Source organism: Aquibium microcysteis (genome assembly GCF_014495845.1).
In the GTDB taxonomy this organism is placed as follows: domain Bacteria; phylum Pseudomonadota; class Alphaproteobacteria; order Rhizobiales; family Rhizobiaceae; genus Aquibium; species Aquibium microcysteis.
This window is the reverse complement of sequence record NZ_CP061080.1, coordinates 4189640-4202352: the sequence shown is the minus strand read 5'-3', so window position 1 is coordinate 4202352 and position 12713 is coordinate 4189640. Positions and strand designations below refer to the sequence as shown.

The following is a 12713-nucleotide window of genomic DNA, read 5'->3' as shown; positions in this document are numbered from 1 at the left end:
CGGCGACGGCGCAGGGATGGACGGAGCGATGCAGATCGAACTCGTGGATGGCGACAGCCGGGCGGTGATCGCCCGGCGCGGCGCTGAACTGGTGCACTGGTCGGTCGGCGGGCGAGCGCTGACCTGGGCGCCCGACCCTTCGGTCTGGCCGGCGGTGAGCCCGATCCTGTTTCCCGTCGTCGGCTGGGCGCGCGGCGGGATGGTGCGGATCGACGGGCAGACCCATCCGATGCCGGTGCATGGCTTTGCGGCAGGGCTCGATTTCGAACTCGTCGACCGTGACGGGCAGCAGGCGGTGCTGCGCCTCTGCGAGAGTGCGGCGACCGCGGTCCATTACCCCTTCCGGTTCGTGCTGACGGTTCGCTACCGGCTCGCGGGACCATCGCTCGCCGTGGACTTCGCGGTGGAGAACCGCGACGAACGGGTCATGCCCTATGCGGTGGGCATCCACCCGGGTTTCCGCTGGCCGCTTTCCGGCGGCGACCGCGAGGGTCACGCGATCACGTTCGAGGCGGCGGAAGAGCCGAGCGTGCCGGTGATCGCGCCGGGCGGGCTGTTCTCGGACGCGCGGCGACCGGTTCCGCTCGATGGCGGCCGGCTGGCGCTGAGCGACGCCGTGCTGGCGCAGGAGGCGCTGTGCTTCCTCGGCGTGCGCAGCCGCAGCCTGCGCTACGCCGCGCCGGATGGTTCGGCCCTGCGCGTCGACTGGGAGGACTTCGCGCATTGCGCGATCTGGTCGCGGCCACCGGCGCCCTTCGTGTCGATCGAGAGCTGGACGGGCCATGGCGATCCGGTCGGCTTTTCGGGCGAGCTCGCGGACAAGCCATCGATGCGGCGGCTCGAGCCGGGCGAGGTCGGGCGGCACGCGGTGCGCTACGGCTTCGAGACCGCCGGCGGGCCGGTCTAGTCGACCAGTGTCACGAATTCCGGCGACAGCGGCCGCACCGCGAGGTCCAGCAGCGCCAGCGTCACCGGCAGGCGGAAGCGGCGCGGGCCGCAGCTGCCGGGATTGAGATGGAGAACGCCTGCCGGCGTCTCGACGCCGGGGCGGTGCGAATGGCCCGACACGACGAGGTCGACGCCGTCGTCGGCGGGGTCGCGATCGAGGGCCTTGCGGTCGTGCAGCATCAGGATGCGGCGGCCGGCGAGGTGGAGCGAAACGGTTTCGGGAAAGGCCTGTGCCCAGGCCTGCGTGTCGACATTGCCGCGGACGGCGGTGACGGGGGCGATCGCCGCGAGCGCCGGCACGATGTCCGGGCGGCCGATGTCGCCCGCGTGCAGGATGTGCCCGACGCCCGACAGTGCGGGAAGGACTTCGGGCCGCAGCAGGCCGTGGGTGTCGGAGAGGATGCCGATCCGCATCAGGCCGTGATCCGCGCGATCCACCGCGTCGACGCATCGGCCATCGTCTTCAGATGATCTGCGGCGGTGAAGCCGGAGACGGATTTGCGCGGCTTCAGGTCGTGGTCGCCGTCCTCCAGCCAGAGGATGTCGATCGAGGGCGACAGGGCGTAGCCGACGACCTCCTCGCGGGTACCGAAGGGGTCGCGGGTGCCCTGGCAGATCAGGGCCGGCGTCGCCATCGCTTCCAGATGGGCGGTGCGCAGCCTGTCCGGCCGGCCCGGCGGATGGAAGGGATAGCCGAGGCAGAGCAGGCCGGCGATGCGCCGCGCGGCGAAGAGCTCGTCGGCGAGCATGGAGGCGACGCGGCCGCCCATGGACTTGCCGCCGATGACGAGGGGTCCGGGGGTCGCCAGCGCCTCGATCGCGGCGCTGTATTCGGGCAGCAGGGTTTCCGCGCGGGGCGGCGGCTTGCGTGTGCCCGAGCGGCGGGCGGCCATGTAGGCGAATTCGAAGCGGGCGACCCGCAGGCCGGCTCCGGCAAGGGCCGTCGCGATGGCGGTCATGGCGGGCGCGTCCATCGGTGCGCCCGCGCCATGCGCGAGCAGCACCGTTGCCGGGGCGCCGTCCGCGCCGTCGAGGATGAAGTCGGTCGCCATGCGCGCCTCCGTTCCGCGAATGCTAGAGACGCGGGTGCGGCGGCGCAACCGCGGGCGGTCAGACGCTCGCCAGTTCCTTCGCGTGCAGCCAGTCGGCGTGGCGCGGCGCCTTCTTCGTGCGGCTCCACTCCTCCAGCATGTCCCATTTGACGGCATCGAGACGCTTGATCAGGGCCTCCTCCTCCGGGTCGGGGCAGGCGAGTTCGATGCGGTGGCCGTTCGGGTCGAAGAAATAGATCGAGTGGAAGATCGAATGGTCGGTGACGCCGAGCACGTCGACGCCGTTCTTCTCCAGATGCGCCTTGCAGGCGAGGAGCGCCTCGCGGTCCTTCACCTTGAAGGCGATGTGCTGGACCCATTTCGGCGTATTCTCGTCGCGGCCCATCTCCGGCTTCGTCGGCAGTTCGAAGAAGGCGAGCACGTTGCCGTTCCCGGCATCGAGGAAGACGTGCATGTAGGGATCGGGCTCGTGCGTGGAGGGGACGTGGTCCTCGGCGATCGCCAGCACGAAGCCCATGCCGAGCATCGTCGTGTACCAGTGGACCGTCTGCCTGGCGTCGCGGCAGCGATAGGCGACGTGGTGAATTCCGGCGAGTTGCATGGCGTATCCTCCAATTAGTTGCGACTGTAACTAATTGGAGGGGGATGAGGCGGCCTTGATCCAGATCAAGCCGGCGCGGCAGGGTGAGCCGCGCCGTCGGGTCGGGGTTCAGCGCGCCAGGCCGAGCGGCACGGAGAAGGACCAGCTGTTGCGGCCCGCGCCGGCCGGGATCGGCGGGAAGGGTGCGGCACGACGTACGGAAGCGAGCGCGGCCTCGTCGAGGTCCGGCGAGCCGGAACTCTGGCTGATGCGGACCGATCGCAGCCCGCCATTGGCCGTGACGACGAAGGCGACGTGCACGTCGCGCTGGGCGCCGCGACGGGCACCGCGGGAGACAGAACGGACGGCGCGGCGCAGCTTCGAGTGGATCTGGCCCGGATAATTGGAGACGGCGGCATTGCCGGCCTCGCCGCCGCCGCGGCCCGTGCCGCCGGCATCCGCCTTGCCGCGCTCGCTGCCGTCGGCCTGGCCGCGGCGCGAATCGCGGTCCTGCTTGCCGCCGGAGCCGATGGTGCGCTGGGGGGCGGGACGGCGCTGCGCACGGGGCTCGACGATCGCCGGCCGGACGACGGCCTCGCGCACGACGGGCGGTTCGGGCACCGCCGGCGGCTCGGGACGGGCGGTCGGCAGCGGAACGTCCTCCGGCAACGGGATCTCGTCCACGGCATCGACCGTCTCGACGGGTTCCTCCGGCTCGAGCGCTTCCGCGACCGGCGGAACGACCGCCAGCGCGGTCACGATCTCGGGTGCCGGCTCCGGCTCGACCTGCGGCTCGGCGACGTCCGGTTCGACGGACTGAAGGGTCTCGGGCTCGGCCTGCGCCGGTTCAGCCACCGGCTCGACCGGCACCGCCCGGGCCGCGGGCTCGACCTCTTCGGCCTCGTCCTCCGGGACGACCGTCGCCGCAGCCGCGACGTCGACCGGTTCCGCCGTCTCGGCCGGTTCGACCGCCTGCGCCGGCAGGTTCACCTGGGCGGGCAGCGCCTCGTCCGGCTCGATCGCCTCGACGACCGGCGAGGGTGCGGCCTGCACGGGCTCGGCCTGGGCAGTCTCCGCAGGCGGCGGCGTCTCGACCGTCTCGGCCATCGCCGTGCGCGTCGGCGCGACCGGTCGTTCCGACGGCTGCGGCTCGATCGTCTCGGCGACGTCCTCGACCGGGGGAGCGACGTCCGCCTCGACGTCCTCGCCCGCGGAGACGGCGTCCTCCATGGAGCCGAGCAGCGCGATCTCCATCGACGCCGCGCCCTCGATCAGCACCTCGTCCGGCGTCTCGCGCAGCAGCCAGGCGGCGGCGCCGGCATGCAGCATGCCGGAGGCGAGGATGGCGACGGTCCATTTCAGGCTGCGTCTCATGGCATCGCCCGTTCGGTCACGACGGTGATCCGGGTGGCGCCGGCATCGCGCAGTTCGCCGACGATGGCGATCAGCCGCTCGGCGGGCAGTTCGCGATCGGCAGCGATCTTCACCGTCACCGGGTCTTCCGGCAGCAGCAGCTCCTTCTGGCGGACGGCGGCGACGTAGTCGGGCGCGGTCACCTCGGCGCCGCGCGCGCGCATGACGCCGTCGGCGGTGACGAAGAGCGCGTCCGGCGGCTCGGCCTGCTCGGATTGCAGCGTCGAGATCAGCGTCACGTCCTTGTCGAGCGGCGGCGTCAGCGTGCCGGCGATCAGGAAGAAGACCAGCATCAGGAAGACCACGTTGATCAGCGTGATCGTGCTTTCCTGCGGGCTGCGCTTCGGGGGGCGGGCAAGGCGCATTTGATCACCTCGCGACCTGGAGATTGAGACGCGTGGCGCCGCGGATCGCTTCGACCGCGCCGACCAGGGCCTGCGAGGTCAGCCCTTCGCGTACGAGGATGACGGCCGACGCCGCGCCGGCGTCCTGCAGCCGGACGAGTTCGGCCAGCGCCTGCTCGCGCGGCAGGCGCAGGCCGTTGACCGACCATTCCTCGTCGACGAGGCGGATGATGACGTCCGGAACGCCGCCGGCGGCACCCTGCCCGGCGCGGCCGCCGGTGATCTCGACTTCGGCGAACTTGGCGAAGGTGGAGGTGAGCATGAAGAACAGCAGGAGCAGGAAGATCACGTCGATGAGCGACGTGACCGAGATCGGCCTGCGCCTGCGGAGGGTCGCGGCCTCAATGCGCATGGGCCGGTGCCGCCATCATCGGCGCGGACGGCTGGGCGTTGCCGGAGGCGGCGCGAAGGTCGCCCATCGCCGTCTGCGAGAAGAAGCCGGTGGCGGTGGTCTCGATCGCCACGCGCTCGTTCTCGACGCGGGTCTCGAACCAGGTGAGCACCAGCGAGACCGGCATGGCGACGGCGAGGCCGGCCGCGGTGGTGAGCAGCGCGACCCAGATGCCGCCGGCGAGGATCGACGGATCGACGGCGCTGCCGGCGCCCTGGAGCTGGCGGAAGGCCTCGATCATGCCGAGCACGGTGCCGAAGAGGCCGAGCAAAGGCGAGATCTGGGCGATCGCATCGAGCGCGCGGAAGCCGCGCTGGAGTTCGTGCAGCCGCCGCAGCGCGACGCGCCCGACCTCCTCCTCGACGACCTGCCGGGGAAGGTTGCGGCCCATCGACAGACGCATGGCCGTGGCGAGCGCGGCCCCGACGGCCGACCGGTCCTCCTCGGCCACCCGCCGCGCCTCGACCGCATTGCCGTGCACCCAGAGATACATGGCACGCTCGGACCGGCCGTGAAAGCCGACACGCTCGCGCCAGAACTGCACGAGCTTGAGCAGGATGAGCGCGAGCGCGATCACCGAGAGCACGAGGAGGATGACGACGACGGGGCCGCCCAGCGCCAGGAGGTCGCGGATCTGCTGGATGATGTCTTCGGTCATGGCTTTACCCGTTGCTCGTCTAATCGTCTGAGACCGTGCCGAAGCGGCCCGGCCGGCGCGTCAGCTCCCGAAGGAGATGTCCGACTTCGTCTCCGCCTTCAGGCTGCGGATGCAGGCGGTGGGCTCGACGCCCGCGCCCTCGCAGGCGACAGCGTCGTTGACCAGCACGCGGCCGATGCCGGTGCAGTCGGCGCCCGGCAGATCGAACTGGCGCACCTTGGTCTTGCCCGCCGGCAGGTCCTTGAAGTCGAGCACGGTGAGGCGGTCGACCAGGCCCTTGCCGTTGAACAGCACGATCTCGAAGGCGGCGCGGTCGAGTGCGGCGCCGAGGCCGTTCTCGACCACGAAGGTCAGCCGGCAGCCGGCCGTGGACGGCTCGAGCCCGTTGAACTCGAGGCGGAGCGAGGGGGCGGGCGCCGGCTCCTCGGCCAGCGCCGCCCCGCCCGCAGGCAGCGACACCGCCATGAACGCGGTCAGAATGCGTCGGGATACCGCTGCCTTTTTCATCTCACCACCCGATCTGCTTGGCGAGGGAGAGCTTGAACGTGCGGCCGATGGCGCGGTCGTTGTTCAGGAACTCCTTGTAGTCCTGGTCGAAGAGGTTATCGACGCCGGCATTCAGCTCCCAACCCTTCATCTGGCCCTCGTCCGGCTTCCAGGTCAGGAAGACGTCGTGGACGTCGAAGGCGGTGGCGTAGCGGGTCGAGTTGCCGAGGGACACGTCGGAGCGGAGCTTCTCGTCCTGCGGATCGGCGACGATGCGCGTACGCCAGCCGAACTTGAGGTCGTGCTGCGGCAGCTTGCCGCCGAGCGTGAAGGACAGCTCGTGCGGGGCGATCGTGGTCAGGTAGGCGCCGGTGTCCTTGTTCTTGCCGACGACATAGGAATAGGCCGCGTTGACGAACACGAAGTCGCTGTCATAGGCCGACTCGACCTCGAAGCCGTAGATTTCGGCGTTCGAGATGTTGATGTAGCCCTCTTTGTTGTTCTGGCCGGACACCATGCCCGACCGCAGCGCGATCAGGTCCTTCACGTCGTTGTAGAAGCCGGTGACCTTGATCTGCGCGGCATCGCCCGCCTGGATCAGTTCGTAGCCGGAAAGAGCGACACCGGCTTCGAAGTTGTTCGACTTCTCCTTCTCGAGGCTGAGGCTCGGCAGGAACGTCGACGATGAACTCGTGGTCGAGAAGACCTCGTCGATGGTCGGGAAGCGCTCGGTATGGGCGATCGATCCGAAGACGGCGATGGTGTCGTTGAACTTGTAGTGCGCCGCGATCTTCGGCGAGATGGCAGTATCGTCGGAATTGCCCGGAACGTTGCCGTTGTAGTCCACCACACCGTCGCCCGGCGACAGCCGGTGCCAGTCGAGCCGGACGCCGGGGATGAGCGTCAGCTTCTCGTTCCAGATGAATTCGTTCTGGACGAAGACGCCGGTCTTGAGATCGGTGCCCTCGGGGTGGAACCGGACCGGCAGCGGCGTGCCGTCGTTGAGCCGGGCATCGGCGACGCGCGACTGGTAGGTGGTCTGCGAGCCGACCGTCAGGAAGTTCTCCCAGTTCGCGCCGCTCCACTGCATCGTGTTCTGGGCGTTGAATTGCCAGGTGTCGTAGGCGTAGTCGGAATCGCAGACGATGGCGAAGGACCCGGCCGAGCAGGACGGCCGCAGGTCGGCGTTGCGCTGCCGGTTGCTGGTGCTCGAGTAGGAGGCCGAGACCTTCACGTCCAGCATGTCGTTGCCCGAGAAGGGGTTCTCGTAGGAGAGGATCGCGGTCTGGTCGATGACGTGACGGTCGATCAGGCCGAAGAACGCGGCCGTGCTGGTCTGCGACAGCTGCTGGTCGTCGAGGTTGGAGTCCCAGCGCTGGTAGGAAGCGCTCACGCGGCCTTCGTCGCCCACGTCGAAGGTGCTCTTGACCAGGCCGGACCAGGCGCGGAAGTTCGAGCCCACCATCTCCTTGCCGGCGCCGTCCTGATAGGTGTCGGCCGCGCGGTAGTTGCCGGTGACGAGCAGGTCCGCACCGTTGGCGAAGCGCTGCGCAAAGGTGGAGGAGTTCAGCCAGGAATTTCCGTTGCTGCTCCAGCTGGACTTCAGCCGCACGGCGGTCGTCTCGCCTTCGGCGATGAAGTCGGAGGCATCCTTGGTCTCGAAGTTGATGACGCCGCCGAGCGCGCCCGACCCGTAGAGGGTGGACGAGGCGGGGCCGCGCAGAACCTCGACGCGCTTGTAGAGCTCCGGATCGGAGAAGAACGAGCCGAGCCGGTACTGCTCGTAGAATTTCTGCACGCCGTCGACGTTGATGATGATGCGTCCGCCGTCGCCGGCGTTCTCCGGGGCGCCGATGCCGCGGATGTTGAAGCTCTGGCCGAGCAGGCGGTCGGATCCCGTGACGTTGACGCCGGGAATCGAGCGCATGACGTCGCCGATGGTCTGCGGCTGCAACTGGTCGATGTCTTCCTGCTCGACGACCGTCACCGACTGCGGCGTGTCGATGGCCACCTTCTCGACGCCCGCGCCGAGGATCAGGCGCTGCAGCGCGGTGACGCGTTCCTGCTTCTGCGCGGCCGTTTCAACCGGCTTGTTCGTGTCGTCCTGCGCGTGCGCGATGCCGACGGTGGCGGCTGCGCACAGCGCGGCGCTCCCCAGCAGTCTCGTCGCATTCCGGCTCAGCAGCCTCATACCCCATACTCCTGTTCGTTCGGCTTCACGCTGGCTGGCCTGAGCGGCTTGCTCGCTTGTGTCTCTCTGTCGGATGCGTCAAACTTGAGTCACGCACTCCGGTATTGCGTTCCGTATTAAACCTGATAATAGCTGTCAAGAAATCAATCGCGCATTCCGACACGCCCAGCCAGCCTTCAGGCAAGCCAGGTGCGAACAGAGGTCCCGTCAGCCATGACCCGACACTTCAATCGTGCCGACTTCACCGACCGCCGCGAGCGGGCGCCCTATGCCGCGCCGCACGACCAGGACCGCCAGCAGCGCACCTACGAGGCCGCGCGGCCGCAGGTGCGCACGCTGACCAGCCAGTCGCTGTTCCTGGGCGAGCACGAGATCGGGATCGAGCACCACGGCGCCTTCTACCGGCTCAAGATCACCCGCCAGGGCAAGCTCATCCTCAACAAGTAGGTGCCTGAATGACCTCGATGACCACCAAGCCCTCTCCGGCCGAGATCCGCCGCGCCCGCGCGGACAATCCGAAAGCGCGGGAGCGCGACGTGGCCAAACAGCTCGGCATCTCGGAAGCGGATCTCGTGGCCGCGTCCTGCGGCGCCGGGGTGCGGCGCATCCGTGCCGACGTCGACGCTTTTCTGACCGGTGCGCCCGCGCTCGGCGAGGTGATGGCGCTGACGCGCAACGAAAGCGCGGTGCACGAGAAGATCGGAACCTACGAGAAACCGGTGCTGGGCAAGCACGCGTCCATGGTGCTCGGGTCACAGATCGACCTGCGCATCTTCCCGCGCGACTGGGTGCACGGTTTCGCAGTCGAAAAGGGCGAGGGCGCCGAAATGAGGCGCAGCCTGCAGTTCTTCGACGCCGCTGGCGAGGCGGTGCACAAGCTGCACCTGCGCGAGGCCTCGAACGTCGACGCCTACGAGGCGCTGGTGGCATCGATGCTGACGGACGACCAGTCCGACGCGGTAGCGGTGGCCGCGAAGCCTCTGAAGATCGCAGACAACGACGACGCGGCCCGCCCGCATGCCGACGATCTGCGCGAGCGCTGGGCCCGCATGACCGACGTGCACCAGTTCGTCGGCATCCTGCGCGACCTGAAGCTCTCGCGCCGGCAGGCGGTGGAACTGGTCGGGCCCGAATTCGCCTGGCGCATCGATGACGAGGCCGTGCCGGCGGTGATGCGGCTGGCGGCCGACGAGGCGCTGCCGATCATGTGCTTCGTCGGCAATGGCGGCTGCATCCAGATCCACTCCGGCCCGATCGCCGAGATCAAGCCGATGGGTCCCTGGATCAACGTGCTCGACCCGACCTTCCACCTGCACCTGCGGACCGACCACATCACCGACGTGTGGGCGGTGCGCAAGCCGAACGTCGACGGGCACGTCTCGTCGATCGAGGCCTATGGCGCCGACGGCTCGATGATCATCCAGTTCTTCGGCCAGCGGAAGGAAGGAACAGACGAGCGGCGCGAGTGGCGCGGCATCGTCGAGGGCCTGCCGCGGGTGCCGCAGTCGTCCGCAGCCTGAGGAGACCGTCATGACCGTATCCATTCCGCGGCGCGTGCTGCGCCGCGCCGGTGCCGTCTGCTTCACGCTTGGCCTGACCCTGGTGCCGCTGGTGGCGCCCGAGCGCGGCGACAGCGCGCGCGCCTCGCAGGTCGAAACCATTCCGGCCGAAGCGAAGCGCATCGTGTCGGTCGGCGGCTCGCTGACCGAGATCGTCTATGCGCTGGGTGCGCAGGACCGGCTGGTGGCGCGCGACTCGACCAGCACCTTCCCCGCCGAGGCGGTCGCGCTGCCGGATGTCGGCTACATGCGGGCGCTGTCGCCCGAGGGTGTGCTCTCCGTGCAGCCGGATGCGATCCTGCTGCTCGAGGGCAGCGGACCGCCGGAAGCGGTGAACGTGCTGCGCAAGGCGAGCGTGCCGCTGGTCTTTGTGCCGGAGCGTTTCGACAGCGACGGCATCCTGGCCAAGATCCGCGCGGTGGGCGAGGCGCTGGGGCTGCCCGCCGAAACGAAGCGCTTCGAGGCCGAGGTCGCCGCCGATCTCGGAAAGGCGACCGCCGCGGCAGCCGGCATCGCCGAGCGCAAGCGCGTGCTCTTCGTGCTCAGCCTGCAGGGCGGCAAGATCCTGGCTTCGGGCGAGGGCACGGCGGCGGCCGGAATCCTAGCGATGGCGGGCGCCGAAAACGCGGTCGGCGGCTTCACCGGCTATCGTCAGCTGACCGACGAAGCCGTGATCGAGGCGCAGCCGGACGTGGTTCTGGTGATGGCGCGCGAGGGCGACCTCGCCATCTCGCGCGACGAGCTGATCGCGCATCCGGCCATCGCGGCGACGCCGGCCGGCGAGAACGGCGACGTGATCGCCATGGACGGGCTCTACCTGCTCGGCTTCGGCCCGCGCACGGCGCAGGCCGCGCGCGATCTCGCCGCCGATCTCTACGGCGACGGCACAGGCGACTGACCGCGATGACGGACCACGCTATCGACGTGCCGGCTGCGCGGCGCCGACCCGAAGGCGACCGCAGCGGTCGCGCGCGGCTGGCGATCCTGCTGTGCGCTGCAATGCTGGTCGCGATCGCAATCGCCAGCCTCGGCTGGGGCGCGTCGGACGCATCGGCGCTCGGCGTCGTCCTCGACATGGTTTCCGGCGGCGCCGAGAACGTGCCGGCCCGCGACCGCATCATCGTCTGGGACATCCGCCTGCCGCGGGTGATCCTCGGCATGCTGATCGGCGCATCGCTTGCCGTCTCGGGTGCCGTCATGCAGGGCCTGTTTCGCAATCCGCTCGCGGATCCCGGGCTCGTCGGCGTCTCGGCCGGCGCCGGTCTCGGGGCGATCGGCATCATCGTGCTGGGTGCGGGTTTCCTGGCACCGGTCACGACGGCCTTCGGCATCTACGCTCTGCCCTTCGCGGCCTTCCTCGGCGGGCTGGCGACGACGCTGATCCTCTACCGGGTCGCCACGCGGCGCGGCCAGACCTCGGTCGCGACCATGCTGCTCGCCGGCATCGCGCTCGGTGCGCTGGCGGGCGCGGCATCGGGCCTGCTCGTCTATGTCGCCGACGACCGGCAGCTGCGCGACCTGACCTTCTGGAACCTCGGCTCGCTCGCCGGCGCGACCTGGACGAAGATCGCGGCGGCCGGTCCGATCATCGCGCTGGCGCTGGTGGCCTCGCCGTTCCTGGCGCGCGGACTGAACGGGCTCAGCCTCGGCGAGACGACGGCCTACCACCTCGGCGTTCCCGTCCAGCGGCTGAAGAACGTGGCGATCGTGATGGTCGCCGCGGCCGTCGGCGCCTCGGTCGCCGTGTCGGGCGGCATCGGCTTCGTCGGCATCGTCGTTCCGCATCTGCTGCGGCTCGTGATAGGCCCGGACCACCGCTACCTGCTGCCGGCATCGGCGCTGCTCGGCGCGTGCCTGCTGCTGGTCGCCGATGCCGTCAGCCGCACCATCGTGGCGCCGGCCGAACTGCCGATCGGCATCGTCACCGCCGCCGTCGGCGCGCCCTTCTTTCTGTGGATCCTGCTGCGTCGGCGCGGACTCCTCGACCTGTGATGCCCGGAGACCGGCCGTGATCGAAGCAAGGAACGTCTCCGTCCACATCGGACCGAAGCGGATCGTGACCGGAGCCGACTTCGAGGCGGTGCCGGGCGCGTTCGTGTCGATCGTCGGCCCGAACGGCTCGGGCAAGACGACCTTCCTGCGCGCGCTGTCGGGCGATCTCGACCATGAGGGCGAGATCCGCATCGGCGGGCACGACATCAAGCGCGCGAAGCCATGGCAGCTCGCCGGCATGCGGGCGGTGCTGCCGCAGGCTGCGACGCTGGCCTTTCCCTTCACCGTCCGCGAAGTGGTGAAGCTCGGCCTCACGGCCGGCCGGTCCGGCGTGCTGCCGGGCGAGGACGCGCGGTTGCCCGAGCGGGCGCTGGCCAGGGTGGATCTCGAAGGCTTCGCCGGACGGCTCTACCAGGAGCTGTCCGGCGGCGAGCAGCAGCGCGTCCAGCTGGCGCGGGTGCTCTGCCAGGTCTGGGCGCCGGTGCTGGACGGCGCGCCGCGCTATCTGATCCTCGACGAGCCGGTCTCCAGCCTCGACATCAAGCACCAGCTCGTGATCATGAGCATCGCGCGCGACTTCGCCCGCCGGGGCGGCGGGGTGATCGCCGTCCTGCACGACCTCAATCTCGCGGCGATGTATTCCGACCGCATCTACGTCATGCACCGGGGCCGGATCGCGGCGGCCGGCACGCCGACCGACGTGCTGCGCGACGACCTGATCGCGCGGGTCTTCGAGTGCGACCTCAGGGTGAACGCTCTGCCGCCGAGCGGCATGCCCTATCTCCTGCCGCAGTCGGTAGCACGCGCGGCGGGTTGACGCGACCGGACGGGCATGACGGAGACGGCTCCGGCGAGCAGCCCGCCTCGGCGCCGTCATCCATCTTTCGGAGGCGCAAGCATCGAAAAACTTGCTGCAAAGCCCGGTCCGAGGCGCTAGGGGAAGGTTCTAGCGCCGCACAAGGGACATGTCGGTCTTCATGGTGGCACCGGTCGACAATATGAAACGCGGGTCCGCAAACCCGCAGCCGGCGGGAGACGC

15 protein-coding genes are annotated in these 12713 nt (G+C 69.6%); 6 read left to right on the top strand and 9 right to left on the bottom strand.

Annotation, left to right across the window (positions count from 1 at the left end; all coding sequences use genetic code 11):
- The first annotated feature begins 28 nt into the window (after positions 1–28).
- Positions 29–907: an aldose 1-epimerase family protein gene (locus tag IAI54_RS19710; RefSeq protein WP_235679109.1), complete on the top strand. Its 879-nt coding sequence runs from the start codon at positions 29–31 to the stop codon at positions 905–907.
- On the opposite strand, the gene IAI54_RS19705 is transcribed toward IAI54_RS19710, so the two are convergent.
- From IAI54_RS19705 to IAI54_RS19665, 9 genes are all read right to left on the bottom strand, one after another.
- Positions 904–1362, bottom strand: a complete 459-nt coding sequence (locus IAI54_RS19705) for a metallophosphoesterase family protein (protein ID WP_187968806.1) — start codon at positions 1360–1362, stop codon at positions 904–906. The two genes, IAI54_RS19710 and IAI54_RS19705, sit on opposite strands and share 4 nt — an antisense overlap.
- Complete coding sequence (locus IAI54_RS19700) at positions 1362–2000, bottom strand: alpha/beta hydrolase family protein (RefSeq protein WP_187968805.1); 639 nt, start codon at positions 1998–2000, stop codon at positions 1362–1364. The genes IAI54_RS19705 and IAI54_RS19700 overlap by 1 nt, the downstream gene beginning before the upstream one ends.
- A 58-nt stretch (positions 2001–2058) precedes the next feature.
- A complete protein-coding gene (locus IAI54_RS19695; RefSeq protein WP_187968804.1) occupies positions 2059–2601 on the bottom strand; it encodes a VOC family protein in 543 nt (180 codons plus the stop codon).
- Between the two features lie 108 nt (positions 2602–2709).
- Entirely contained in the window at positions 2710–3954 is a 1245-nt protein-coding gene (locus IAI54_RS19690; protein ID WP_187968803.1) for an energy transducer TonB family protein, read from the bottom strand.
- Positions 3951–4358: an ExbD/TolR family protein gene (locus IAI54_RS19685; protein ID WP_187968802.1), complete on the bottom strand. Its 408-nt coding sequence runs from the start codon at positions 4356–4358 to the stop codon at positions 3951–3953. The genes IAI54_RS19690 and IAI54_RS19685 overlap by 4 nt, the downstream gene beginning before the upstream one ends.
- A gap of 4 nt (positions 4359–4362) precedes the next feature.
- The gene (locus IAI54_RS19680; protein WP_187968801.1) at positions 4363–4749 is read right to left on the bottom strand and encodes a biopolymer transporter ExbD; all 387 of its coding nucleotides are present in this window, start codon (positions 4747–4749) and stop codon (positions 4363–4365) included.
- Entirely contained in the window at positions 4739–5446 is a 708-nt protein-coding gene (locus tag IAI54_RS19675) for a MotA/TolQ/ExbB proton channel family protein (RefSeq protein ID WP_187968800.1), read from the bottom strand. Before IAI54_RS19675 ends, IAI54_RS19680 begins: the two co-directional genes overlap by 11 nt.
- A 60-nt stretch (positions 5447–5506) precedes the next feature.
- The gene (locus IAI54_RS19670) at positions 5507–5953 is read right to left on the bottom strand and encodes a hypothetical protein (RefSeq protein ID WP_187968799.1); all 447 of its coding nucleotides are present in this window, start codon (positions 5951–5953) and stop codon (positions 5507–5509) included.
- A gap of 1 nt (position 5954) precedes the next feature.
- Positions 5955–8123, bottom strand: a complete 2169-nt coding sequence (locus IAI54_RS19665; protein WP_187968798.1) for a TonB-dependent hemoglobin/transferrin/lactoferrin family receptor — start codon at positions 8121–8123, stop codon at positions 5955–5957.
- Positions 8124–8336: 213 nt separating this feature from the next.
- Here IAI54_RS19665 and hemP point away from each other — a divergent pair, with 213 nt between their 5' ends.
- From hemP to IAI54_RS19640, 5 genes are read left to right on the top strand one after another with little or no spacing between them, the layout of a single operon-like run.
- Positions 8337–8570, top strand: a complete 234-nt coding sequence (gene hemP / locus IAI54_RS19660; RefSeq protein WP_187968797.1) for a hemin uptake protein HemP — start codon at positions 8337–8339, stop codon at positions 8568–8570.
- Between the two features lie 17 nt (positions 8571–8587).
- Positions 8588–9643 (top strand): hemin-degrading factor, encoded by a 1056-nt coding sequence (locus IAI54_RS19655; RefSeq protein ID WP_420838233.1) that lies wholly within the window; start codon positions 8588–8590, stop codon positions 9641–9643.
- Between the two features lie 10 nt (positions 9644–9653).
- Positions 9654–10580: a heme/hemin ABC transporter substrate-binding protein gene (locus tag IAI54_RS19650; protein WP_187968795.1), complete on the top strand. Its 927-nt coding sequence runs from the start codon at positions 9654–9656 to the stop codon at positions 10578–10580.
- 5 nt (positions 10581–10585) lie between these two features.
- Positions 10586–11674, top strand: a complete 1089-nt coding sequence (locus IAI54_RS19645; RefSeq protein ID WP_187968794.1) for a FecCD family ABC transporter permease — start codon at positions 10586–10588, stop codon at positions 11672–11674.
- A 16-nt stretch (positions 11675–11690) separates the two neighbouring features.
- Positions 11691–12491 carry a heme ABC transporter ATP-binding protein gene (locus IAI54_RS19640; protein ID WP_187968793.1) on the top strand — a complete coding sequence of 267 codons (801 nt, stop codon included), beginning with the start codon at positions 11691–11693 and terminating at the stop codon, positions 12489–12491.
- Positions 12492–12713 lie beyond the last annotated feature (222 nt).

Excerpts from the sequence above, each read along its gene's own strand:
- IAI54_RS19710 (WP_235679109.1), top strand. The coding sequence starts at position 29 with ATGCAGATCGAACTCGTGGATGGCGACAGCCGGGCGGTGATCGCCCGG.
- IAI54_RS19705 (WP_187968806.1), bottom strand. The coding sequence starts at position 1,362 with ATGCGGATCGGCATCCTCTCCGACACCCACGGCCTGCTGCGGCCCGAA.
- IAI54_RS19700 (WP_187968805.1), bottom strand. The coding sequence starts at position 2,000 with ATGGCGACCGACTTCATCCTCGACGGCGCGGACGGCGCCCCGGCAACG.
- IAI54_RS19695 (WP_187968804.1), bottom strand. The coding sequence starts at position 2,601 with ATGCAACTCGCCGGAATTCACCACGTCGCCTATCGCTGCCGCGACGCC.
- IAI54_RS19690 (WP_187968803.1), bottom strand. The coding sequence starts at position 3,954 with ATGAGACGCAGCCTGAAATGGACCGTCGCCATCCTCGCCTCCGGCATG.
- IAI54_RS19685 (WP_187968802.1), bottom strand. The coding sequence starts at position 4,358 with ATGCGCCTTGCCCGCCCCCCGAAGCGCAGCCCGCAGGAAAGCACGATC.
- IAI54_RS19680 (WP_187968801.1), bottom strand. The coding sequence starts at position 4,749 with ATGCGCATTGAGGCCGCGACCCTCCGCAGGCGCAGGCCGATCTCGGTC.
- IAI54_RS19675 (WP_187968800.1), bottom strand. The coding sequence starts at position 5,446 with ATGACCGAAGACATCATCCAGCAGATCCGCGACCTCCTGGCGCTGGGC.
- IAI54_RS19670 (WP_187968799.1), bottom strand. The coding sequence starts at position 5,953 with ATGAAAAAGGCAGCGGTATCCCGACGCATTCTGACCGCGTTCATGGCG.
- IAI54_RS19665 (WP_187968798.1), bottom strand. The coding sequence starts at position 8,123 with ATGAGGCTGCTGAGCCGGAATGCGACGAGACTGCTGGGGAGCGCCGCG.
- hemP (WP_187968797.1), top strand. The coding sequence starts at position 8,337 with ATGACCCGACACTTCAATCGTGCCGACTTCACCGACCGCCGCGAGCGG.
- IAI54_RS19655 (WP_420838233.1), top strand. The coding sequence starts at position 8,588 with ATGACCACCAAGCCCTCTCCGGCCGAGATCCGCCGCGCCCGCGCGGAC.
- IAI54_RS19650 (WP_187968795.1), top strand. The coding sequence starts at position 9,654 with ATGACCGTATCCATTCCGCGGCGCGTGCTGCGCCGCGCCGGTGCCGTC.
- IAI54_RS19645 (WP_187968794.1), top strand. The coding sequence starts at position 10,586 with ATGACGGACCACGCTATCGACGTGCCGGCTGCGCGGCGCCGACCCGAA.